We start from the raw sequence: 22,574 nt of genomic DNA on the forward strand, positions 1-22,574 counted from the left end.
TCTTCAAAGCGCTCAAGCAGAACCTGAAGATAAAGGCGTTTTTAGGTCACAGTAAAAATGCAGTGTTGACGCAGATCTGGATCGCCATGATCTGCTATCTGCTGCTCTCGTTTGCTCGCCATAGTGCGCGGCAAGGCTGGAGTGTACAACGCATTATGCGAACTCTTCAGGTGAGCTTGTTCGAACGCATTCCCCTTTGGGCGCTGCTCAATCCTCCCCCACCCGAGCCACAAAAAAGGGACCCTCAAATGAGGATCCCTTTATGATCAAAAAAACTATGGGACAGCAGTGGCCCCAATAGCCGGTTTTTTTAGAACGTAAGGTCTAAACCCTTACTTCATTTCCCAACCAGTCAGCTCGGACAGCGCCTTGCCGATATCGGCCAGGGAGCGGACGGTTTTAACGCCAGCGTCTTCCAGTGCTGCAAACTTCTCGTCGGCAGTCCCTTTACCGCCGGAGATGATCGCACCGGCATGGCCCATGCGCTTACCCGGAGGTGCGGTAACACCCGCGATGTAGGAAACGACTGGTTTGGTCACATTGGCCTTGATGTAGGCAGCGGCCTCTTCCTCGGCAGAACCACCGATCTCACCGATCATAACGATCGCTTCGGTCTGCGGGTCGTTCTGGAACAGTTCCAGAATATCGATGAAGTTGGAGCCCGGAATCGGGTCACCGCCGATACCGACACAGGTAGACTGACCGAAACCGGCGTCAGTGGTCTGCTTGACCGCTTCATAGGTCAGGGTGCCGGAACGGGACACGATGCCGACTTTACCCGGCAGATGGATGTGGCCCGGCATGATGCCGATTTTGCACTCACCCGGGGTGATCACGCCCGGGCAGTTCGGGCCGATCAGACGCACGCCCAGCTCATCGCACTTGACCTTGCACTGCAGCATGTCCATCACCGGAATGTGCTCGGTGATACAAACGATCAGCTTGATACCGGCGTTAGCAGCTTCCAGGATGGAATCCTTACAGAACGGAGCCGGAACGTAGATCACGGAGGCTTCAGCGCCAGTGGCTTCAACAGCCTCTGCAACGGTGTTGAAAACCGGCAGACCCAGGTGCTCAGTACCACCTTTACCCGGCGTTACACCACCCACCATCTTGGTGCCGTAAGCGATCGCCTGTTCAGAGTGGAAGGTACCCTGACCACCGGTGAAGCCCTGACAGATGACTTTGGTGTCTTTATTAATCAGTACGGACATGCTTAGTTACCCCCCGCTGCTTTAACCGCCTGCTGAGCCGCATCGGTCAGGCTGGTCGCTGCGATGATATCCAGGCCAGACTCGGACAGGAGTTTGGAACCCAGATCTGCGTTGTTACCTTCCAGACGTACCACAACCGGTACGTTGACACCCACTTCTTTGACCGCACCGATGATACCTTCGGCAATCAGGTCACAACGAACGATACCGCCGAAGATGTTAACCAGGACGGCTTTGACGTTGCTGTCTTCAAGGATGATCTTGAACGCTTCGGTAACACGCTCTTTGGTCGCACCACCACCCACGTCGAGGAAGTTGGCCGGGAAACCGCCGTGCAGTGAAACGATGTCCATGGTGCCCATGGCCAGACCTGCACCGTTAACCATGCAGCCGATGTTACCGGTCAGCGCCACGTAGTTCAGATCCCACTCGGCCGCACGCGCTTCGCGAGCGTCATCCTGGGACGGGTCGTGCATCTCTTGGATATCCTTGTGGCGATAGACGGAGTTGCCGTCGATCACGACTTTGGCGTCCAGGCAGTGCAGGTTGCCCTGGTCAGTGATGACCAGCGGGTTGATCTCGAGCAGGGCCAGATCTTTCTCTTCGAACATCTTGGCCAGACCCAGGAAGATCTTGGTGAACTGCTTGATCTGATCGCCGGTAAGGCCCAGTTTGAACGCCAGTTCACGACCCTGGTAGGGCTGAGCACCGGTCAGCGGATCGATGGTTGCCTTGAGGATCTTTTCCGGCGTCTCTTCAGCGACTTTCTCGATCTCGACACCACCTTCGGTGGACGCCATGAAAACGATGCGACGGCTGGAGCGATCGACTACCGCACCCAGGTAGAGTTCGTTGGCGATATCGGTGCAGGTTTCAACCAGAATCTTGGAAACCGGCTGACCATTGGCATCTGTCTGATAGGTTACCAGACGCTCACCGAGCCATTTCTCAGCGAAGGCTTTCGCTTCTTCAGGGCTGTCGACCAGCTTCACACCGCCCGCTTTACCGCGGCCACCGGCGTGTACCTGAGCCTTGACGACCCACTTATCCCCACCAATCTGCTTTGCTGCTTCTGCTGCTGCTTCCGGCGTATCTACCGCGATCCCTTTGGAGACCGGCAGACCATAGGCGGCAAACAGCTGTTTACCCTGGTACTCGTGAAGGTTCATGCTCTAATCCGTTGTTATGTCGGTTATTCATACACGAAGCTGCGTGTTTGCTGCCGCGTGCTCTTACATTGATGCAGCCACAACAAGCCGGGCTTTTGGCCCGGCCCGTGCAACGCAACCCTCAGGATTTAACGTTTCTTACGGTTGGCAACATGGATCGCGTGACCATCCACGGCCAAAGCAGCTTCATGCACCGCCTCACTCACCGTCGGGTGAGCGAAGATAGTCAACTGCAGGTCTTCAGCACTGGAGGCAAACTCCATCGCGATCACACCCTGAGCGATCAACTCGGATGCAATACCACCAACCATATGAACACCCAGAATGCGGTCGGTCTGCTCGTCAGCGATCATTTTGACGAAACCATCTGTGGCATTGGCTGCCATGGCGCGACCGGACGCTGCAAACGGGAACTTGCCGACTTTATATTTCACACCCTCAGACTTGAGTTCCTGCTCAGTCTTACCTACCCAGGCCAGCTCCGGGAAGGTGTAGATGATGTTCGGGATGCAGTCATAGTTCATTGCCGCCTTATGACCGGCAATGATGTCCGCAACCATAATGCCCTCTTCAGAGGCTTTGTGCGCCAGCATCGGGCCGCGCACGGAGTCACCGATAGCGTATACGCCCGGCGCATCGGTACGGCAGTTTTCATCAACAAAGATGAAGCCGCGCTCATCCAGCTTAACGCCGGAATCTTCAGAAAGGAGACCCTGGGTCTGGGGACGACGACCAACCGCAACGATCAGCTTATCGACCACCATTTCCTGATCACCGTTGGCATCGGTGTACTTCACCTTAACCTCTTTGCCATCGATGATTTCGGTACCGGTACAACGGGCACCCAGCTTGATATCCAGCCCCTGCTTGGTCAGCAGCTTCTTGGCTTCTTTGGCCACATCCACGTCAGCCAGTGCCAGGAAATCGTCCATCGCTTCCAGAATGGTGACTTCGGAACCACAGCGTGCCCAGATTGAACCCATTTCCAGACCGATAACACCGGCACCGATAACACCAAGACGCTTCGGCGTCTCGTCGATATCCAGCGCGCCGGCATTATCGAGAATCAGACCTTCGGTCAGCGGCGCAGGCGGAATTTCCACGGGAACTGAGCCAGATGCCAGGATCACATTTTCGGCCGCGTGGGTCGAAACCTTGCCATCCTTGTCGGTCACTTCAACCTGCTTGCCGGAAAGCAGCTTACCGGTACCCTGCAGCAGGGTGACGCCGTTCGCCTTGAACAGACCACCGATACCGCCGGTCAGGTTCTTAACGATCTGGTTTTTGCGCTCCACCATCTGCTTGGTATCGATTTTTACATTATCAGCGACGATACCCTGAGCGGCGAAGCCATGCTGCGCCTCATGGAGCTTGTGCGTGGTTTCAAGCAACGCTTTGGAGGGAATACAACCCACGTTCAGGCAGGTACCACCCAGCACTGCAGTGCCCTTGTCATCAACCCATTTTTCGACACAAGCGGTTTTCAGTCCCAGCTGAGCCGCGCGAATCGCAGCAACATAACCACCGGGGCCGGCACCAACTACAATTACATCAAATTTATCTGACATTACTTAAATCCTGTCGTTTCACTCGTTCGAAGGCGGGTCCGATTAGACATCCAGCAACATGCGTGCCGGATCTTCCAGCAGATCCTTGATAGTGACGAGGAATTGTACCGCTTCCTTACCGTCGATCATACGATGGTCGTATGACAGCGCCAGGTACATCATCGGCAGGACAACGACTTCGCCATTCACAGCCATCGGACGCTCCTGGATCTTGTGCATACCCAGGATTGCGGTCTGCGGCGGATTCAGGATCGGGGTAGACATCAGGGAACCAAAGATACCGCCGTTGGTGATGGTAAAGGTACCACCCTGCATATCGTCCATACCCAGCTTGCCTTCGCGCCCCCGCTTACCGAAATCAGCGATGGTGGATTCCACATCGGCCAGGCTCATGCTGTCCGTGTCACGCAGAACCGGGACCATCAGACCGCGGTCGGTGGACACAGCAACACCGATATCCTGGTAGCCGTGATACACCATGTCGTTGCCGTCGATGGAGGCGTTAACAGCCGGGAAGCGTTTCAGCGCTTCAGTCGCGGCTTTGACGAAGAAAGACATGAAGCCCAAACGCGTACCGTTATGAGTCTTCTCAAACAGCTCTTTATACTGTTTGCGCAGATCCATGACCGGCTTCATGTTGACTTCGTTGTAGGTCGTCAGCATTGCCGCATTCTGCTGTGCTTCCACCAGACGCTTGGCGATGGTGGCGCGCAGGCGGGTCATCGGAACACGCTTCTCGGTGCGCTCGCCAGCCGGCACGTTAACCGGCGCAGCGGCCGCTGCCGGCGCAGAAGAAGCTGCCGGCGCCGCCGGCTTGTTCTTCAGGTAGTTCTGAACGTCTTCCTTGGTGATACCACCGCCTTTACCGGTCGCCGGGATCTTGCTGGCATCCAGGTTGTTCTCTTCGATCAGCTTACGCGCCGCCGGGCCCACCTTGTCGCCGTCACCGGTTTCACCGGCTGCGGCGGTCGTGGTCTCGGAAGAGCTTTGATCCGCAGCTTCCTTGGTCGGCTCGGCGTCTGCCGGTGAACCTGCAGCGCCCTCTTCGAAGGTCGCAATCACTTCATCGCTGAGAACGGTATCGCCTTCGTTTTTGATGATTTCCTTGATGACACCATCCGCCGGCGCCACCACTTCGAGAACGACTTTGTCAGTCTCGATATCGACAATCAGATCATCGGCAGAGCAAGCCTCACCGGGCTGCTTGTGCCAGGTTGCAACGGTACCGTCCGCTACGGACTCCGGAAATGTAGGGGCTTTGATATCGATGGACATGTTATTTCCTTTCAATAGGGTGCTCGTTGAATCGCAAACGAGCTGTCATTAACCGTTGATTGCTTCGTTAACCAGCTGTTCCTGCTGTTCCAGGTGAACCGAGATGTAACCCACCGCGGGCGCTGCCGCATGCGGTCGACCCACACCATTCAGGTACAGGTTCGGGTTATGCCGGTGCAGAACATTGCGCATGTGATGCTGACTGCAGTACCAGGCACCCTGGTTCATCGGCTCTTCCTGACACCACACGACCGATTCCAGATTTTCATACTGGCTGATAATCTCCAGCAAGATCTCTTCCGGGAACGGATAAAGCTGCTCGATTCGCAGAATCGCCACATCATCTTTAGCCAGCTCGGTACGGCGGTTGTACAGGTCGTAGTACACCTTGCCGCTGCACATCACCAGCCGTTTCACCTTCTTCGGATCCAACGCATCCACTTCAGGGATCACCGGCTGGAAACTACCATCCGCAAGATCTTCCAGTGTGGAGATCGCCTGTTTGTGGCGCAGCAGAGATTTCGGCGACATCACAACAAGCGGCTTGCGCAGCGGGCGTACAACCTGTCGACGCAGCAGATGGAAAATCTGTGCCGGAGTAGTCGGTACACAAACCTGAATATTGTGTTCAGCGGACAGCTGCAGGAAGCGCTCCAGACGCGCAGATGAGTGCTCCGGACCCTGCCCCTCAAAACCGTGAGGCAGAAGCATGGTCAGACCACACAGACGCTGCCACTTCTGCTCACCTGAAGTGATGAACTGGTCGATTACGACCTGAGCGCCATTGGCGAAATCACCGAACTGAGCTTCCCAGATAACCAGCGCATTCGGCGTTGTTGTGGCATAGCCATACTCGAAACCAAGTACCGCTTCCTCAGACAACAGGGAATCGTAGATATCAAAGGCCGGCTGCTTCTCATCGATGTTCTGAAGCGGCACAAAGACTGAGGCGTCTTTCTGGTTATGGAGAACTGCATGACGATGGGAGAAAGTTCCGCGCCCCACGTCCTGGCCGGTCAAGCGAATCGGAAAACCTTCAGCCAACAAGGTGGCATAAGCCAGCGTCTCGGCAAAGCCCCAGTTGGCTTCCATGGCACCTGCAGCCATTTTTTTACGATCTTCATAGATCTTCTGAACCTGACGCTGCACAGAAAAGCCTTCCGGCAATTCGCACAGCTTATTGGCCAGTTCCTGCAGCAGCTTCATATTAACCCGGGTATCGCAGTCGAAGCTCCACTCATGACCCAGGTAGGGGCGCCAGTCCACGAACAGCTCCGTGTTCGGTTCCTTGACCAGAGAGCGCGCCACATGCTCGCCATTCTCCAACTGGCTGCGATACTCTTTTTCCATCTCTTTGGACTGAGCATCGTCTATCACTTTCTCAGCAATCAGCTGCTCCGCGTACAGTGTACGCGTTGTCTTGTGATTTTTGATCTTGGCGTACATCAACGGCTGAGTTCCGGATGGCTCATCCGCTTCGTTATGGCCGCGACGGCGGTAACAGACAAGATCGATCACAACGTCTTTTTTGAATTCGTTGCGATAGTCCACAGCAAGCTGGGTCACAAAACGCACAGCTTCCGCGTCATCACCGTTCACGTGGAAGATCGGTGCCTGCACCATTTTCGCGACATCCGTACAGTACTCCGTAGAACGCGCATCTTCCTTCTTGGACGTAGTGAAACCAACCTGGTTGTTGATGACGATATGGATCGTGCCACCGGTCTTGTAGGCGCGAGTCTGGGACATCTGCAATGTCTCCATCACAACACCCTGACCGGCGAACGCCGCGTCACCATGCAGGTTGACTGGGACGACAGTATCCCCAACCGGATCGTTACGACGGTCCTGGCGCGCACGTACCGAACCCTCTACGACCGGAGCCGCGATTTCCAGGTGGGACGGGTTAAACGCCATCGCAATATGAACTTCGCCGCCCTCGGTCATGATGTTGGAAGAGAAGCCCTGGTGATACTTTACGTCACCGGAGCTCTCGACCAGCTTCTTACCCTCAAACTCACCAAAAAGCTCAGCCGGACTTTTACCGAAGATATTGACCAGCGTGTTCAGACGGCCGCGGTGAGCCATGCCGATGACAATCTCCTTGGCGCCCTGCTTGCCGGCACGGCGCACCAGAGTGTTCAGGGAGACGATCAACGACTCGCCGCCTTCCAGACCAAAGCGCTTTGCGCCGGCGTAGCGGGAACCGAGATATTTCTCGAGGCCTTCCGCGGCAGTCAGGCGCTCAAGAATCATCATTTTCTTATCATGTTCTACTTCAGGATGAGCGCGTACGGGCTCCAGTTTGGACTGGATCCAACGCTTCTCCTGAGTGTCGACGATATGCATGTATTCAGCGCCGACAGTGGTGCAGTAGGTTTTCTTGAGATCAGCCAGGATCTCCTTCAGGGGCGCTTCCTCTTTCCCGAAGAACAGCGAACCGAGCTGGAAAACGGTGTCGTAGTCAGCTTCGGATAGCTCATGAAAACGAGGATCAAGGTCGGGCACCTGCTCACGCTCAAGCAGACCCAACGGATCGATATCGGCGACCTGATGGCCACGCACACGATAGGCGTTGATCATCCGCAGCACACGCACCTGCTTTTTCTCATGCTCAGAGCTTACGCTGCTGACTGCACTGGGCTGGGCTCGTTTCTGATTCTTGGAAAGGTAAAGGAAGTGTTCCCGGATCGGGGAATGAGGAACGTCCTGGGAGATGCTGTCGCCGACTTTGGGCAGTCGGTCAAATTCTTCACGCCATTCTTGTGGAACAGCGTTCGGATCCATCAGATAGGTTTCGTACAGTTGCTCGACGTAGGAAAGGTTACCACCGTAAAGGTGGGCGTTTTTCCACATCAGCTCCATTATGCCGTCTTGCATTATGATATCACCCTGGCTTTTAGGGGGTTACAGGCGTGAACAGGGTGCACCATGTCCTGTTCTGACCAACCCGCGCCCCTGCTGATTACCGATTTGTTATTCAGCTGCAATCTACGGGTCGCGCAAAATTGCGGGAAATATTTTACGACTTTTCATCCGCCCTTAACACAGCTTGTCGGGGGTGATACTACTAAAGTTCCCCGAATTTTTGCTTTTATTACATCAAAGGCAGGATTGCGGACCCCAGATAAAGAAAAAGCGGCACTCAGTGCCGCTTTTTTAATCAACCCTTGATCAGGTCGCCTGCTGGATCAGCATGTTGCGTATCTTACCGATCGCCTTGGTCGGGTTAAGACCTTTCGGGCAAACGTTCACGCAGTTCATGATGCCGTGGCAGCGGAATACACTGAACGGATCATCCAGCTCGGCCAGGCGCTCACGCGTCGCCGTATCACGACTGTCCGCCAGGAAGCGGTATGCCTGCAGCAGACCCGAGGGTCCCACAAACTTATCCGGATTCCACCAGAAAGAGGGGCAGGCCGTTGAACAGCATGCACAGAGAATACACTCGTACAGACCATCCAGCTCAGCGCGCTCTTCCGGCGACTGCAGACGCTCAATTGCCGGCGCCGGCGTATCGTTGATCAGGAACGGCTTGATCTTTTCGTACTGCCTGTAGAACTGAGCCATATCCACGACCAGGTCGCGAATGACGGGAAGACCCGGCAGCGGGCGCAGCACCAGCTTGTCACCTTCAACCACCTGCGACAGCGGAGTGATACAAGCCAGACCGTTTTTGCCGTTCATATTCATACCGTCAGAGCCACATACGCCCTCACGGCAAGAACGACGGTATCCCAGCGTCGGATCTTTTTCTTTCAGCAGCTGGAGCAGATCCAGCACCATGATGTCCTTACCACCCGGGATATCGATATGGATATCCTGCATGTAAGGTGCATCGTCAATCTCAGGGTTATAGCGATATACACTTACCAGCATCGTACCAGCCCCTTAGTAGGTTCGAACTTTCGGCGGGAACGGATCCATCGTCTTCGGCGCAAAGTTAACCGCACGCTTACCGATGCGCTTATCTTGCGGATAGAAGACTGAGTGACAGAGCCAGTTCTCATCATCACGCTCAGTAAAGTCGTTACGGGCATGCGCACCGCGCGACTCCTTGCGCTCTTCCGCCGCGATAGCCGTTGCTTCAGCTACCTCCATCAGATTTTCAAGCTCCAGCGCCTCAATACGCGAAGTATTGAATGCCTGGCTCTTGTCATCGAGGTGTACGTTGGCAACGCGCTCTCGGAGCTCCTTGAGCAGCTCGAGACCCTTCTGCATGCTTTCGCCGTCACGGAATACACCGAAGTAGAGCTGCATGGTGTTCTGCAGATCCTTGCGGACATCTGCGATGCTTTCACCACTGGTGCTGTTGTTGAGACGATTCAGGCGCGCCATGGCTGCATCGAGATCAGCATCGGTCGCATCAGCCACGTCGTAGCCTTCACGCATCTGCTGTTCGATCTGAAGGCCTGCCGCACGGCCAAACACAACCAGGTCAAGCAGCGAGTTACCACCCAGGCGGTTGGCACCGTGGACGGATACACATGCCACCTCGCCACAGGCAAACAGACCATCAATGATGTAGTCTTCGCCACTGGCATTCTGAGCGATAACCTGACCGCCGATATTGGTCGCCAGACCACCCATCATGTAGTGACAGGTCGGCACAACCGGGATCGGCTCTTTGACCGGATCCGAAGCCGCAAAGGTCTTGGACAGCTCACAGATACCGGGCAAGCGGGAGTGCAGCACTTCCTCACCCAGGTGATCAAGCTTCAGGTAAACGTGATCACCATCAGGGCCGCAGCCCCGGCCTTCCAGAATCTCGAGGATCATGGAGCGAGCAACAACATCACGACCCGCCAGGTCTTTGGCGTTCGGCGCGTAACGTTCCATGAATCGTTCGCCGTCCTTGTTGATCAGGTAACCGCCCTCACCGCGGCAACCCTCGGTCACAAGCACGCCTGCACCTGCGATACCGGTCGGGTGGAACTGCCACATTTCCATATCCTGCGCCGGGACACCGGCACGCAGCGCCATGCCGACCCCGTCGCCGGTGTTGATCAGGGCGTTGGTGGTAGAGGCGTAGATACGGCCTGCGCCGCCAGTCGCCAGCACGGTGGCCTTGGCTTTGATGTAGACGGTTTCGCCGGTTTCGATGCAGATCGCGATACAGCCGACGACAGCGCCATCAGCATTCTTGACCAGATCGACCGCATACCATTCGTTCAGGAACGTGGTTCCGGCCTTCATGTTGGCCTGATACAGGGTGTGCAGCAATGCATGACCGGTACGGTCAGCTGCGGCACAGGTACGGGCAGCCTGGCCACCCTCACCGAAGTTCTTGGACTGACCGCCGAACGGACGCTGGTAGATGCGGCCGGTTTCGGTACGGGAGAACGGCAGACCCATGTGATCCAGTTCGAAGACCGCTTGCGGGCCGACTGAACACATATACTCGATCGCGTCCTGGTCACCGATATAGTCGGAACCCTTCACCGTGTCATACATGTGCCAGCGCCAATCGTCATTCGGGTCAGCGCTCGCGATTGCACAGGTGATACCGCCCTGAGCAGAAACGGTGTGGGAACGAGTCGGGAAAACTTTGGTCACACAGGCAGTATTAAGGCCGGACTGAGCCAGCTGCAGCGCAGCACGCATGCCCGCACCACCACCGCCGACCACAATTGCGTCGAAGGAGAGCGTACGCAGTTTAGACATGTCTTAGATACCCCAAAGAATCTGGATGCCCCACACAACGTAGATAAACGCCAGCAGGCCACAAATGGACTGGAATACGAAGCGAGCACCGGTCGGCTTGATATAGTCAGTAGAAACGGACCACATCCCGATCCAGGCATGCGCAACCAGAGACAACAGCGCCAACAGAGAGAAAATACGCATCAGCGTCCCCTCGAAGAGCCCTTTCCACTGGTTGTAGTCCAGATCCGGATTGAATAGCAGATAGCCGATCATGAAGATGGTGTACGCAGCCAGGATAACAGCGGTAACACGCTGCATCATCCAGTCATACAGACCGCTGCGGCCGAAACTCGTAATGCTAGTTACCATACCCATACCCCCGCCAGAAGGATTGCTACCCCAGCGATAATCAGCGTGATTTTCGCTGCTCGCTGCCCGCTTTCCAGTTCTTCACAGTAGCCGGCATCCATAACAAGGTGCTTCATACCAGCGAAGAAGTGGTACAGCAGCGCTGATACCAGACCCCATGCAATGAGTTTTGCCAGGAAGGATTCCTGGAGCATCTCCGCAGCTTCAGCGAAGCCCTGTGGAGATTCCAGCGACAGCCCCAGTGCATAGACCATGAAGATGGCGCCGAAGAACAGCGCGACACCTGTGACACGGTGCACAATGGAAGTAATCGCCGGTAGTGGCTGTTTGATTGTTCGCAGATCTAAGTTTACAGGTCTTTTTTTGTTCACGGCTCTAGTTCACACTCTTGCGGCCTTGTTGCAAGGCTCGGTTGCTTGGAAGTGCTCAGAGAGTAGTACCTCGAGATGCCTGAAATAGGCTCATATATTTTGCTTTTCTGAGCCTTTTCAGGAGCCGGAGTATAGACACTTCGCCTATCGAACACAACGAAGTGCAGCCCGCATTAGCCTTATGTCCAATACATCCCGCATGTGCATTACGCACCAAAAGTCGTATCGGTTCAGCGGCTTAAACCAGGATATTGCGTTGCAAATTTCTTCATGATGCATCGCAACATATTCGCCGAAAGGCCAAATTGACAAACCCGGCCCAAACACTATAGTGGATGCTCACTGTTCAGGGAGACAGACGATCCTGTACGCCCTAACCAAGCGACTGACAACAAGTCGCAGCTATTACAACCGAATGATAGGAGCCTCGAATGGCTGACAAGAAAGCACGTTTGACAGTCGACGGCCTGGAAGAAGCTATCGAACTTCCGGTCTATAGCGGTACGGAAGGTCCCGACGTAATCGATGTACGTCCGCTGACCGGCCAAGGTCTGTTTACATACGACCCCGGTTTCGTTTCCACCGCTGCCTGCGAATCCAAACTGACCTATATTGACGGCGGCAACGGTGTTCTGCTTCACGGCGGCTACCCGATCGAGCAACTCGCTCAAAATGCTGACTATCTCGAGGTCTGCTATCTTCTGCTGAATGGTGAACTGCCGACCGCGGAACAGAAGGAAACATTCGTTAACACCGTGACCAATCACACCATGGTCCACGAGCAGATGAGCCACTTCTTCAACGGTTTCCGCCGTGATGCTCACCCGATGGCGATCATGTGTGGTGTGGTCGGTGCTCTGTCCGCCTTCTACCACGATTCTCTGGATATCAACGATCCGCATCATCGCGAAGTCTGTGCATACCGTCTCATCGCCAAGATGCCGACCATCGCTGCGATGTGCTACAAATATTCCATCGGTCAGCCGTTCATTTTCCCGCGTAACGAAATGAGCTACGCGGAGAACTTTCTGCACATGATGTTCAGCACGCCGTGCGGTGAATACAAGGTCAGCCCGACACTGGCCAAGGCGATGGACAAGATCTTCATCCTGCATGCCGACCACGAGCAGAACGCGTCCACTTCGACCGTACGCCTGGCAGGCTCCTCCGGTGCCAACCCGTTCGCCTGTATCGCCGCCGGCATCGCCGCCCTCTGGGGCCCGGCCCATGGCGGTGCAAACGAAGCTGTGCTGGTGATGCTTAACGAGATCGGCGATGAAGAGCGTATTCCTGAGTTCATCCAGCGCGCGAAAGATCCGAACGATCCGTTCCGTTTGATGGGCTTTGGTCATCGCGTTTATCGCAACTTCGATCCGCGCGCCAAGGTCATGGCACAGACTGCGCAGGAAGTACTTGAAGAACTGGGCATCGAAAACGATCCGCTGCTCAAGATTGCCAAGCGCCTGGAGCAGATTGCACTCGAAGATGAGTACTTCGTTGAGCGCAAGCTCTATCCGAACGTAGACTTTTACTCAGGTATTATCCTTAAAGCGATCGGTATTCCGACCAACATGTTTACCGTTATCTTCGCACTGGCTCGCACCATTGGATGGATCTCCCACTGGAACGAGTTCCACTCCAGCCCGAACAAGATCGGTCGTCCGCGCCAGCTCTATACGGGCCCGAAACAGCGCGATTACCCGGCGAAGTAAAATCACCGCCAGCGACAAAAATGCCCGCTTACAAGCGGGCATTTTTATTAGCAGTCTCAACTCCGTTTATCACAGCTGCACTAGCACGTACTCCGCGCTGCTGACCTCGTAGGCCCTGGGCGCCTCCGGGAAGAGCCGACTTACAACACCATCCTCTATAATCATCGCAAAACGTTGCGCGCGCACACCACCAAAGTCGCCGGTTTCCATTTCCAGCCCCAACTCTCGGGTAAAGCTGGCACCGCCGTCAGCAATCATCGTGATGCCATCAGCCCCTTCGGTATGCTGCCAGACACCTAAAACGAAAGGATCGTTGACCGCCAGACAGGCGACCAAATCAACGCCTTTCGCCTTCAGAGCCCCCAGATGCTGGACATATCCAGGCAGATGCTTCTCGGTACAGGTCGGTGTAAATGCACCGGGCACTGCGAACAGTACAACCTTTTTTCCGGCAAACAACTGATCAGCTTCAATCTCATGTTTGCCGTCAGCATCAATTGCGGTCACTTTTATGGCCGGGATTCGATCACCTTCACGTATCATCAGTATCCACCTCCTGAAATCTTTGTTGAGCTCTGTGTAACCAGGAGCCCGCCGAGATCTTATCCTCCAGCTTGCCTTTCAACTCTGGCAGGCGACTTTCAAAGTCACTCGTGGCATATAACGCTCTAAGCTCGCGGGCAATTTCATCACAACCGAGCCAGATAAGCTCGCGGCACAGGCTGTCTAAACAGACTACACTCCGCGCACTGCTCAGCCCCTCTAATAGCTCGGCAAAGTGCCCATTTAACCGCGCGGTAAAATGACGCGTCTCTTGAGATTCAAGGTAGCCCGTAACCGAGGCGTTAGCCAACTGCGCTGGCTGTGCCACACCGCTTGATATATCCGCAACCCTGTTTTGCCCTGCGCAACGCTCTATTGTGGTCGAGAGCTGGCCGATATCAAAGGGCTTGGGCAGATAAGCATCCATACCGGCCTCAAGCCCGCGTTCGCGATCTTCATACATCGCGTTAGCCGTGAGCCCAATGATCGGTATCAAGCACCCTTGCTCACGTAACGCTCGAGTAGCCTCCAAGCCATTCATGGTGGGCATCTGAACATCCATCAGGATCAGATCGAACGCGTCGGACTTGATCGTCTGAAGCACCTGGGCACCATCCTCAACAAGGACATACCGATGACCCAAATGCGTCAGCAGCTGTGTAACAACCTGCTGATTAATCTCGTTATCCTCCGCAACCAGGATATTCAACGCCCCGCGTTGCGCTACATTTTGCTCGTCGACGTCTGAGTGACCCGGGGCCTCGGCAGACTGCAGGGGCAATGTGAACCAGAAACAGCTACCCATTCCCATTTCACTGCGAAAATCGATTTCACCCCCCATCTGCTCCACCAAACGTTTACAGATCGACAGCCCCAGACCCGTGCCCCCAAACCGGCGCGACGTGGACGCATCCACCTGTTCGAACATGCCAAACAGCCTGGCCTTCGCTTCATCTGGAATGCCAATCCCCGTATCGGCCACCTGAAATCGGAGCACATCTCCTTCCATCGCGACCGACAAACAAATCTCACCCTGCTCGGTAAACTTAACGGCGTTGCCCAGCAAGTTTAAGAGAATCTGGCGTAAGCGTGCCGGATCCCCATGAAACCAGCCCTTGACGCGAGGATCGATCTCCCGCTTCAGCACGACCCCACCCTGCTCGGCCAGTCTGACATCGATCAGCGCAGACACGTCCTGCACCAAAGACTCAACATCAAAGCTCTCCTCGGCCAGCTCAAAACGCCCTGCCTCCATCTTCGAGATATCAAGAATATCGTTCAGGACCGTGAGCAACGCATTGGCAGAGCTGCGTATGGTTTCACTGTATCGTCGTTGCTGCGGTGTCAGAGCACTGAGCTCCAGCAGGTTTGCCATTCCGACAATACCGTTCATCGGTGTCCTGATTTCATGACTCATCATCGCCAGAAAGTCCGACTTCGCCTGATTAGCGGCTTGAGCACGCGCAGCGCTCTCCCTCAGTTCCAGCGCCAACTCTTCCGCGTGACGCTTCTGTCGCTCTGCATCAGCCCGCTTACGAAATAGCAGATAGATAATGATACTCATACTGAAAGCGAGCAAAGCAATCAGCCAACCGAGGAGCGTGAAGAGCTGTAGAGTGTCGTTTCGACCCCGCGTTTTCGCTTCAGCTCGCTGCTGCAGTGTTGCCAAGAGTAGCTCCCGAGACATCCGTTCCAGGCTCTGCGCATCACTTACAAGCCCTGACATCCCCATTGAGTCGCCACCCTCCAACGCCATTACACTGGAGTCCATCTCGCGTATTCCCTGCGATATCCTGTCAGCCAGTTCGGCAGTAGTAACGTTGCTATAAAAGAGGTCATGCAACTGTCCCTCTTCCAACAGCTCAATGCGACTGTAGAGAATGTCGAACCGAAGCAGCATTTCGTCGAGGCTGGACCTTTCTCCCCCTCCCTCCAGCAAAAGCAGCTGATTCAGGAACTCCGAACTTTCACGCTCAACCTGATACGCAGCCCACAAGGTATCTTCCTGAGCGGCGTCCAAGAGGGAGTTTTGCCTGCCGACCAACACAACAAACAGAACGACGACAGCGGCAAGAAACACCAGGGAAAGACCCGACATCAAGACCAATGCCGGGCTGACACGCTTTAAAGGGGGATTAACCACCAACAATCCTAGCGAACAGTAATTGACTTGATCTGCCAGACAGAGCGGTTATGAATTACTTCAGTATTGAGGGATGGATCATCATCAAACGGATAGATGATAAATAAAGGCCCTTTATCGCGAACCCGCATATAACGCCCACCCGCTTTCATTGCCAAGATGACATCATGATCGACAAAATCCTGTACAGGCACCTCAGCGGAGTAGTCGTTGAGTGCTGTTACATCAAGCATATCACCCGATGCACCGACATACGCCAGCAACGCCCGCCCCAAAGGCCCCTCAAAAGTGACTTTACCCTCATGCCAGGGCGTGTGGGTTAGGGTTGCTTTCTGTTCAAGAGACTCGAGCATCTCACGGTCAAAAGCGGCCACACCCTCTCCATTGGTATTTTCAATGGCTCCGCGCACCTCAAGAATAACCGGTCCCTGAGGCTCAGGCAGCTCCGCAGCACCGGCAAATACCGACAACGACAGACCCACCGCCAAAGTACACGCCCTTCCATAACTCAAGTAACTCATGCGCTGTTCTCTTTATTCTTGATTTATTCAGACATTCTAGCAGTGCACTTTGGCGGCACAAGGCCGGCCGAAACCTCCCCGCTGAAAGTTCCAGAGAAAGCCTACAAAATAGCCGGGAAAGCCTACAAACAAAAACAGCGGGCCGCTTTCGCTAACCCGCTGTTTTTTTGAAAATTCTGGTAGGACTAAGCAGACTCGAACTGCTGACCCCCACCATGTCAAGGTGGTGCTCTAACCAACTGAGCTATAGTCCTAAATGCGCTTGAGTGAAGTGGATACTTCTCCCGAAAACGTGAGGCGTATTATAGCGATCAAAACGCTATACGCAAGCCTTTTTTATAAAGTTTTTTTATTTCTTTTCAACATGTTAGACGAGCTCCCCGGGCGGTGCACCTGCGATGACGGTCAGTCCTTCCCGCGCACGATCGAAGAGCGCACTGGCATGGCTGGTTTCCAGAGGCTTACTGAGTAAAAAGCCCTGAATCAGATCACATCCCGCGGCCTGCAGAAACCTTAATTGCTCCTCGTCATCTACGCCTTCAGCGACAACTTTCATCTGCAAACTCCGTGCGACGGCAAGCATGGCGTGGATAATCTCTTCGTCGCTTCGATTTTTGCCGATTCCAATCACGAAACTACGGTCGATTTTCAGGTAGTCGGCCTGTATCTGCTTGAGATAGCTTAACGAAGAATAGCCTGTACCAAAGTCATCGATAGAGACCAGCACCCCAGCCGTTTCCAGCGCAGACAGGTTGGTGCGCACCTGATTTGAGCGGCTCATCAGTGTGGTTTCGGTGATTTCGGCAACTATACGGTGGGTACCGATCCCGTATCGGGCCAACGATGACAACAGGCGTCCGGCGATATCATCGCGGGCCAGCTGCACCGCGGAGATGTTCAAACTGAGATAACGGACATCCATACCGGATCTGTCCCACTGCGCAAGCTGGGCAATCACCGCATCCATCTGCCAAGCACCGATCTCCACGATCATGCCACTCTCTTCAGCAACGGGTATAAACTCAGCAGGAGAGATCCATTCACCGGCCGGGTTACACCAACGCAGCAGAACCTCGGCACCAACAGGTTTCAGTGTATGCGCATCAAAAATCGGCTGATAGCGCAGGGATAATGCATCACCGACTTCCACGGCGATTCGCAAACCCTGCTCCAGATCGACACGGCGCTGCATCAGGTAGTCCATCTGCTGATCGAAGAAGCGGTAGAGGTTACGTCCATCGTGCTTTGCTTTATACATGGCAAGGTCTGCCTGACGCAGGAGCGTCGCGGGCTCAACCTCTCCGACCGCCCCTAACGAAATACCGATGCTGGCGGTCAACTGAAACCGGGTCCCGTTGAGCTCCACCGGCTGAGACAGGACTTTAATCAGGCGGGACGCGAGCTCTTCCAGCACATAGCTCGTCACCTTCCCTTTGATCAGCATGGCAAACTCATCGCCGCCAAGCCGGGCTAGAACGATATCATCACTGATCGCGTTGGAGAGTCGTTTCACGGTGATGATTAACAGTTCATCGCCTTCGCTGTGACCCAAGGTGTCATTGACCGTTTTGAAATTGTCCAGATCGAGATACAGGAGCCCAACCGCACCCCCTGCGCCCTCATCCTCGAGCGCTTCAGTTAGCTTCTCGATCAATTTACGGCGATTGGGCAGCTCAGTCAGCTGGTCATGAAATGCCAGAAACAGGGCTCGCTGCTCGGCTTCTCTCCGGGCGGTCACGTCCTCGTGCACTGCCACATAATGACTGATCACACCCTCCACATCCTTGATCGGCGTGATCGTCTGATCGACAATCAAACGCTCCCCTTCCCGGGTCCGGTTAATCACCTCACCGCGCCAGACCTCACCGGAACTGACTGTTCTCCAAAGCTCCTGGAAAAAAGCCCGGCTATGGCTGCCCGAATTCAGCACGGCTGGCGTTCGACCAATCACTTGCTCCGCACCATATCCAGTCAGTCGACTGAAGGCATTGTTGACCCACTGCACCAGGCCATTACGGTCAGTAATAATGACCGCGTTCGCCGTGGTGCTGATCGCGGTACTCAGCAGCTGCAGCCGGTCGGCCATATCGCGCTGACGTCTCGACATGGACCAGAGCAACCCTGTCACGCCGGCGATCACCAGAACGATAATACCTACCACCAGCGCCAGCTGTTTCGCCATTTTATTCCAGGGGACAAGGCCCGCGGTCACGTCATATTCAAGCGTCAATACCACCGGGAACAGGGAGGTAGCCCGGTAGTTGACCAGCAACTCCCGACCACGCTCAAAATAATCAAAGCGCCCCCATTCCTGCTCGGCCAGCCGGGACGCAAAGGGTTCTCGTGCACTGTCATCGTTCCCGGGGGCCAGCCGAGAGCCGCCCGACGCCGCCATCAGCACACCATCATAACGATAGAGTGACACCTGCACCGGGAGCTTTTCGATCAAGGGCCTGAATTGCTCGCGAATGGAGTCTGGATTCCATACAGCCACCAGCCAGGCAGAGACATTGCCCGCACCATTCAAAAGAGGCATACAGACGGGGATTTGATACATTCCAGCGGGGGCCAACGGCTGCGTGAGGGTGCGCCCGGGCAGCGCACGGCTGAAAGACAAGGGCATTCTCGGGCTCGCCTCGGTTAAACAGCTAACCCCTTTGGCCTCGCGCCCCATGGAGCCGCGGACAGAGCTACCCAGGACCAACCCCTGAGGTGCCAGCACGGCCAGCTCGCGCAACTGCGGCGTCATCTCGGTCAGAACCTGAAGCCGATGGTGAAGCTCGCCCGGTTGAAACAGGAGGTCGCCGTCATACTCGAGCTGCGCTTTCAATGTGTTCAGTCGTCCCTGCAGATCCTGAATACTGCGCGCAAGATTACCTTCCAGAGCATGGGACAGAACATCCACCTCCTGCTCTATTCCACGCCGGATGCTTTGCTCGCCAAGGTTATGAAAGACAACAAAAACGACGATAAACGCGATGCAAAGTACTGTCCCGATGAATGGAATCAGTGATATACGGCTCCAGATCAATGGCAAAACATCCCGAATGACTTATAGTCGCCATGATATCGTCATGTTCAAAGGTGCGCACTATGACCAGCCCCCCTTTTGCCCTGAGTCAGCTTTTTCTGGCATTAATTTTTCTTTTTTTCGCCATTCTGCCGGCCAAAGCGGATAACCGCCTTGATCGTATACAGCAAGCCGACGAATTACGGGTCTGTATCTGGCCAGACTACTTCTCTATCAGCGCCCGCCACCCCAAGACCGGGAAGCTGGATGGCATCGATATCGAGCTGGCTCAGGCCTTCGCCAACGATCTGGGCGTCTCCCTGCGCTTTGTGGAAACCCACTTCGGCCGTTTTATGGATGATATCGAACAGGATGCGTGCGACATTGGCATGTTTTCCATCGCGATCACACCCGGCCGTTCCGAACGTATCGACTACAGCGAGCCCTATCTGGCCAGCCATATGTACGGTGTAACCACCCGTACCCATCCAACCATCCACAACTGGAAGGATATGGATCAACCCGGGGCTGTCGTCTGTGTGCAGCAAGGCACCTATATGGAAGGTTACATGCGCAACCACCTGAAACACGCAGACCTGCTCGTCGTCAGTGACCCGCGTGAGCGGGAGGAATCGGTGCTGGCCGGCCGCGCGGATGTTTTTATCACCGACTACCCATATTCTCGCAAAGTACTGCGTTTCTATGACTGGGCGCGCCTCATCGAGCCTCTGGATACCCAAGCGCCCCGACCGTTCCAATATGCGTACGCAGTGGCCAAGAACCAACCGCAGTGGTTGGCGCGAGTCGATCAGTTTGTAGCTGCAATCAAGCAGGACGGCCGCTTGAAGCAAGCAGCCGAAAATAACGACCTCCTGCCGGCTGTGGTAGATAACTAGGACAGCTGTACCAGGTTGTGCTCAATCGCGTATCGCACCAGGCCCGCCGCCGTTTGAATATTGAGTTTGGACTTAATATTCTGGCGGTGGGTTTCCACGGTACGGACCGAAATATCCAACTCCCGGGCGATCTCCTTATTGTTGCGCCCCTCTGCCAACAACTTGAGTACCGTTAACTCACGCCGCGTTAAAACACCGGTATCCTGTGCCGATGCAGCAGGCTCATCGAAACGGGCGAACAGGGTTTGCGATGCACCGGAACTGAAGTAAGTGCCTCCCTGATTCACGGTTTCGATCGCTTTTACCATCTCCTCAGACGACACATCCTTGAGGATATAGCCCGCAGCACCCGACTGAATCAGCTGCAGGATATACTCGCGATTATCATGCATACTCAGAATCAGAACCCGCACTTGCGGACAACACTCGCGCAACTTTCTCGTCGCATCAAACCCGTTCATAACAGGCATAGATACATCCATCAACACAACGTCCGGCGATAACGACTGTGCTTTTTCCAGTGCATCCTGACCGTTACAGGCGTCACCCACCACATCGATACCACCTTCATCCTCGAGTCGCGCCCTGATACCGTCGAGCACCAACGGGTGATCATCCACCAGCAGCACTTTAATCGGCTTAAGACTCATGAATACTCCTTTGCTCAGGGGGCCTTGATCGGCAGACGGACACGAATGCGCGTGCCCTCCCCGATGCCGGAATCTATTTTATAATCCCCGCCCAGAAGTTCGACCCGCTCACGCATGTTACGCAAACCGATACCCAGTAGATGACGGTTGGCATCAGGATCAAATCCCCGACCATTGTCGCGCAGATCCAGTTTAACCGCATCTCGCTGATGGTCGAGCTTTACGATGAGTTCACTGGCATCCGCATGACGTTCCACATTGGTTAGCGCCTCCTGGATCAGCCGGTACAGCGTCATCTCGATATCTTCCGGCAGGCGTTTGTCCGGCAGTTCAAGCTCGCGTCGGATGCGAATCGCAGTACGCTCGGAAAACTGATCGAGCAGGTTGCCCAGCGCCGAGGCCAGCCCCAGGTCATCAAGAATACTGGGACGCAGATCGTGAGAGATTCTCCGCACCTCCTGAATCGCCTCATTAAGCACGGCACGCCCCGCTTGCAGGTCCTCCAGCCCCTTGGCATCCCCACCGGTAAGCTTGCGCTGAGCCAGCTCCATCCGGTACAGCACCGAGACCATCAGCTGATTAATGCCATCGTGAAGCTCGCGAGAGAAGCGCCGACGCTCATGCACATGAAACAGGATCGAGCGATGAGCCAGCGCCCTTAACCGACCATCCGCCAAACGGCTTTCGTGCAGGTTGATGGCCAACCCGAGCAACACAATGATTAGGCTGGTTCCCAACACGATCACGCTGACGGTAAAGAGGTTTTCACGAATATTCTTATTCACCTCGGTGCGGATCTTGTTGAGCTCCGTGCTGATATCATCGATATACAGGCCAGTGCCAAACATCCAGCCCCATTCAGGTATCTGCACCACGTACCCTAACTTCTCCTCAATCACGTCACGGGACGGCTTTTTCCAGAGATAGCGGTGGTAACCACCCCCTTCCGCAGCAATCCTTAGCAGGGGCCGGATTATAAACTCGCCGTTGTAATCTCGAAGGTCGATCAGATCTTCACCGACCAGTTCGGGCTGAACCGGGTGGACCAGATTGATTCCCTCCCGGTTGTAGGCGAAAAAATAGCCATCTTCACCAAAGGTTAACTCATGCAGTATGCGTTTAACCTCGGCTTTCGCCGCAGCCGGGTTTGACCCTGCCTGCTCGATCACCGGTCGGATCGAAGCCTGGGCCATCTCCACATAATGTTTAAGTTCGCGCCGTTTTGAGACCAGCAGACTCTCCTCAAAGATCTCGATCTCCTGTTCTGAAAGCAAACGCGCCCCTTTACTACCCAGCCAGGTGGTCAGGGTTGTCACCATCACCATGGGCAGGATCGCCAGCAGCATTATCTTGATTTTTAGTGGCATGGAACCGGTCATCTTTACGCCTTATACCGCCCGCATTGTCTTGTCTGCATCAGGCTCGCGCCCATAAAAAAGCCGGCTGCAGCTGCCTGCACCCGGCTTTCCCTGTCCGTTGCGGTGATC

General features: G+C 55.0%; 17 protein-coding genes, 1 tRNA gene and 1 pseudogene. 3 read left to right on the forward strand and 16 right to left on the reverse strand.

The window, feature by feature from the left end:
- A pseudogene (locus G403_RS25555) lies at positions 1-266 on the forward strand (IS4 family transposase); the annotation flags it as partial.
- Positions 267-332: 66 nt separating this feature from the next.
- Here the strand turns inward: G403_RS25555 and sucD are convergent.
- The 9 genes from sucD to sdhC all read right to left on the reverse strand — a co-directional run bounded on the left by sucD (position 333) and on the right by sdhC (position 11,612).
- The gene (gene sucD / locus G403_RS0113530; RefSeq protein ID WP_027854458.1) at positions 333-1,214 is read right to left on the reverse strand and encodes a succinate--CoA ligase subunit alpha; all 882 of its coding nucleotides are present in this window, start codon (positions 1,212-1,214) and stop codon (positions 333-335) included.
- A 2-nt stretch (positions 1,215-1,216) separates the two neighbouring features.
- Complete coding sequence (gene sucC / locus G403_RS0113535) at positions 1,217-2,383, reverse strand: ADP-forming succinate--CoA ligase subunit beta (RefSeq protein WP_027854459.1); 1,167 nt, start codon at positions 2,381-2,383, stop codon at positions 1,217-1,219.
- Between the two features lie 128 nt (positions 2,384-2,511).
- A complete protein-coding gene (gene lpdA / locus G403_RS0113540; protein WP_027854460.1) occupies positions 2,512-3,951 on the reverse strand; it encodes a dihydrolipoyl dehydrogenase in 1,440 nt (479 codons plus the stop codon).
- Between the two features lie 42 nt (positions 3,952-3,993).
- Positions 3,994-5,226, reverse strand: coding sequence for a 2-oxoglutarate dehydrogenase complex dihydrolipoyllysine-residue succinyltransferase (gene odhB, locus G403_RS0113545; protein WP_027854461.1), 1,233 nt, complete (start codon positions 5,224-5,226; stop codon positions 3,994-3,996).
- A gap of 48 nt (positions 5,227-5,274) precedes the next feature.
- Complete coding sequence (locus tag G403_RS0113550) at positions 5,275-8,106, reverse strand: 2-oxoglutarate dehydrogenase E1 component (RefSeq protein ID WP_084404034.1); 2,832 nt, start codon at positions 8,104-8,106, stop codon at positions 5,275-5,277.
- A 294-nt stretch (positions 8,107-8,400) separates the two neighbouring features.
- Positions 8,401-9,105 (reverse strand): succinate dehydrogenase iron-sulfur subunit, encoded by a 705-nt coding sequence (locus G403_RS0113555; protein ID WP_027854463.1) that lies wholly within the window; start codon positions 9,103-9,105, stop codon positions 8,401-8,403.
- Between the two features lie 12 nt (positions 9,106-9,117).
- On the reverse strand, positions 9,118-10,890 hold the full coding sequence (sdhA, locus tag G403_RS0113560; protein WP_027854464.1) for a succinate dehydrogenase flavoprotein subunit: 1,773 nt from the start codon (positions 10,888-10,890) through the stop codon (positions 9,118-9,120).
- 3 nt (positions 10,891-10,893) lie between these two features.
- On the reverse strand, positions 10,894-11,241 hold the full coding sequence (sdhD, locus tag G403_RS0113565) for a succinate dehydrogenase, hydrophobic membrane anchor protein (RefSeq protein WP_027854465.1): 348 nt from the start codon (positions 11,239-11,241) through the stop codon (positions 10,894-10,896).
- Positions 11,235-11,612 (reverse strand): succinate dehydrogenase, cytochrome b556 subunit, encoded by a 378-nt coding sequence (gene sdhC / locus G403_RS0113570; protein ID WP_027854466.1) that lies wholly within the window; start codon positions 11,610-11,612, stop codon positions 11,235-11,237. Before sdhC ends, sdhD begins: the two co-directional genes overlap by 7 nt.
- 431 nt (positions 11,613-12,043) lie before the next feature.
- Between sdhC and gltA the strand changes: the two genes are divergently transcribed.
- The gene (gltA, locus tag G403_RS0113575; protein WP_027854467.1) at positions 12,044-13,324 is read left to right on the forward strand and encodes a citrate synthase; all 1,281 of its coding nucleotides are present in this window, start codon (positions 12,044-12,046) and stop codon (positions 13,322-13,324) included.
- Positions 13,325-13,393: 69 nt separating this feature from the next.
- On the opposite strand, the gene G403_RS0113580 is transcribed toward gltA, so the two are convergent.
- The 5 genes from G403_RS0113580 to G403_RS24565 all read right to left on the reverse strand — a co-directional run bounded on the left by G403_RS0113580 (position 13,394) and on the right by G403_RS24565 (position 19,562).
- A complete protein-coding gene (locus tag G403_RS0113580; protein WP_027854468.1) occupies positions 13,394-13,867 on the reverse strand; it encodes a peroxiredoxin in 474 nt (157 codons plus the stop codon).
- A complete protein-coding gene (locus G403_RS23335) occupies positions 13,857-16,010 on the reverse strand; it encodes an ATP-binding protein (protein WP_156899707.1) in 2,154 nt (717 codons plus the stop codon). Before G403_RS23335 ends, G403_RS0113580 begins: the two co-directional genes overlap by 11 nt.
- 8 nt (positions 16,011-16,018) lie before the next feature.
- Positions 16,019-16,531 carry a putative pterin-binding protein gene (locus G403_RS0113590; protein ID WP_027854469.1) on the reverse strand — a complete coding sequence of 171 codons (513 nt, stop codon included), beginning with the start codon at positions 16,529-16,531 and terminating at the stop codon, positions 16,019-16,021.
- A gap of 177 nt (positions 16,532-16,708) precedes the next feature.
- A tRNA-Val gene (locus G403_RS0113595) sits at positions 16,709-16,785 on the reverse strand.
- 113 nt (positions 16,786-16,898) lie between these two features.
- The gene (locus G403_RS24565; RefSeq protein ID WP_051299018.1) at positions 16,899-19,562 is read right to left on the reverse strand and encodes a putative bifunctional diguanylate cyclase/phosphodiesterase; all 2,664 of its coding nucleotides are present in this window, start codon (positions 19,560-19,562) and stop codon (positions 16,899-16,901) included.
- A gap of 62 nt (positions 19,563-19,624) precedes the next feature.
- Here G403_RS24565 and G403_RS0113605 point away from each other — a divergent pair, with 62 nt between their 5' ends.
- On the forward strand, positions 19,625-20,437 hold the full coding sequence (locus G403_RS0113605) for a substrate-binding periplasmic protein (protein ID WP_084404035.1): 813 nt from the start codon (positions 19,625-19,627) through the stop codon (positions 20,435-20,437).
- On the opposite strand, the gene G403_RS0113610 is transcribed toward G403_RS0113605, so the two are convergent.
- The gene (locus tag G403_RS0113610; protein ID WP_027854471.1) at positions 20,434-21,087 is read right to left on the reverse strand and encodes a response regulator transcription factor; all 654 of its coding nucleotides are present in this window, start codon (positions 21,085-21,087) and stop codon (positions 20,434-20,436) included. The two genes, G403_RS0113605 and G403_RS0113610, sit on opposite strands and share 4 nt — an antisense overlap.
- Positions 21,088-21,101: 14 nt before the next feature.
- Positions 21,102-22,466, reverse strand: a complete 1,365-nt coding sequence (locus G403_RS0113615) for a cache domain-containing protein (RefSeq protein WP_245578334.1) — start codon at positions 22,464-22,466, stop codon at positions 21,102-21,104.
- Positions 22,467-22,574: the final 108 nt, after the last annotated feature.

This window comes from Marinobacterium litorale DSM 23545 (assembly GCF_000428985.1).
GTDB classification, from domain to species: Bacteria; Pseudomonadota; Gammaproteobacteria; order Pseudomonadales; family Balneatricaceae; genus Marinobacterium_D; species Marinobacterium_D litorale.

Bases quoted from the DNA above. Each gene is read 5' to 3' on its own strand.
- sucD (WP_027854458.1), bottom strand. From the start codon at position 1,214: ATGTCCGTACTGATTAATAAAGACACCAAAGTCATCTGTCAGGGCTTC.
- sucC (WP_027854459.1), bottom strand. From the start codon at position 2,383: ATGAACCTTCACGAGTACCAGGGTAAACAGCTGTTTGCCGCCTATGGT.
- lpdA (WP_027854460.1), bottom strand. From the start codon at position 3,951: ATGTCAGATAAATTTGATGTAATTGTAGTTGGTGCCGGCCCCGGTGGT.
- odhB (WP_027854461.1), bottom strand. From the start codon at position 5,226: ATGTCCATCGATATCAAAGCCCCTACATTTCCGGAGTCCGTAGCGGAC.
- G403_RS0113550 (WP_084404034.1), bottom strand. From the start codon at position 8,106: ATGCAAGACGGCATAATGGAGCTGATGTGGAAAAACGCCCACCTTTAC.
- G403_RS0113555 (WP_027854463.1), bottom strand. From the start codon at position 9,105: ATGCTGGTAAGTGTATATCGCTATAACCCTGAGATTGACGATGCACCT.
- sdhA (WP_027854464.1), bottom strand. From the start codon at position 10,890: ATGTCTAAACTGCGTACGCTCTCCTTCGACGCAATTGTGGTCGGCGGT.
- sdhD (WP_027854465.1), bottom strand. From the start codon at position 11,241: ATGGTAACTAGCATTACGAGTTTCGGCCGCAGCGGTCTGTATGACTGG.
- gltA (WP_027854467.1), top strand. From the start codon at position 12,044: ATGGCTGACAAGAAAGCACGTTTGACAGTCGACGGCCTGGAAGAAGCT.
- G403_RS0113580 (WP_027854468.1), bottom strand. From the start codon at position 13,867: ATGATACGTGAAGGTGATCGAATCCCGGCCATAAAAGTGACCGCAATT.
- G403_RS0113590 (WP_027854469.1), bottom strand. From the start codon at position 16,531: ATGAGTTACTTGAGTTATGGAAGGGCGTGTACTTTGGCGGTGGGTCTG.
- G403_RS0113605 (WP_084404035.1), top strand. From the start codon at position 19,625: ATGACCAGCCCCCCTTTTGCCCTGAGTCAGCTTTTTCTGGCATTAATT.
- G403_RS0113610 (WP_027854471.1), bottom strand. From the start codon at position 21,087: ATGAGTCTTAAGCCGATTAAAGTGCTGCTGGTGGATGATCACCCGTTG.
- G403_RS0113615 (WP_245578334.1), bottom strand. From the start codon at position 22,466: ATGACCGGTTCCATGCCACTAAAAATCAAGATAATGCTGCTGGCGATC.